Origin of the sequence: Sphingobium quisquiliarum P25 (genome assembly GCF_000445065.1) — a bacterium.
Lineage (GTDB): Bacteria > Pseudomonadota > Alphaproteobacteria > Sphingomonadales > Sphingomonadaceae > Sphingobium > Sphingobium quisquiliarum.
Map to the genome: position 1 here is coordinate 1 of NZ_ATHO01000126.1, position 520 is coordinate 520.

General features: G+C 67.1%; 2 protein-coding genes. Both read right to left on the reverse strand.

The genetic code is table 11. The features are described 5' to 3' along the window. Nucleotides 1-29: 29 nt before the first annotated feature. Entirely contained in the window at nucleotides 30-389 is a 360-nt protein-coding gene (gene fliE, locus L288_RS35310; protein ID WP_021238879.1) for a flagellar hook-basal body complex protein FliE, read from the reverse strand. 12 nt (nucleotides 390-401) lie between these two features. Further along, the coding region (locus L288_RS42530; protein ID WP_152522088.1) for a helix-turn-helix domain-containing protein at nucleotides 402-520 on the reverse strand (119 nt) is incomplete at its 5' end.

A 520-nucleotide genomic window follows, 5' to 3' on the forward strand; every position in this document is an offset into this window, starting at 1 on the left:
TCGATGGTGAGTGCGTTCTCGCTCATGGATTATACCGGCATGCTCATAATGTCCTTGTAAGCGGACAGGAGTTTGTTGCGGACCTGGAGGGTCGCTTCGAAGCTGACCGACGCCTGCTGCTTGGCCAGCATGACGGCGGCGATGTCGGTCGTTTCGCCCCGTTCGAAGGCGGAAGCCGCCTCGCCTGCCTGAGCCTGAAGCCCGTTGACCTGCTGAAGGGCGGAGTTGAGCGCTTCGGTGAAGCCGCCAGGCTTTGTGCCCTCGGCCCCGCCCACGCCCGCGCTGCCACCGGGCGCGCCGGTCTGGGCGACGTCGCGCAGGGCGGCGTTCTTCTGGAGGATGGCGTTGCGGATCGCCATCACGCTGTCAGTCGGGGAAATGCCGGTCATGCCTTCCCTCCCTCAAGCCGCTGCGAGTTCGCGCATCTCGGCAAGCCGGTAGCGCAATGTGCGTTCGGAAATGCCCAGCTTGGCGGCGGCGGCGGCGCGGTGGCCGTCCGTCTCGCGCAGGGCGGCGCGGA

Coding starts and splice junctions, on each gene's coding strand:
- fliE (WP_021238879.1), bottom strand. CDS start 389: ATGACCGGCATTTCCCCGACTGACAGCGTGATGGCGATCCGCAACGCC.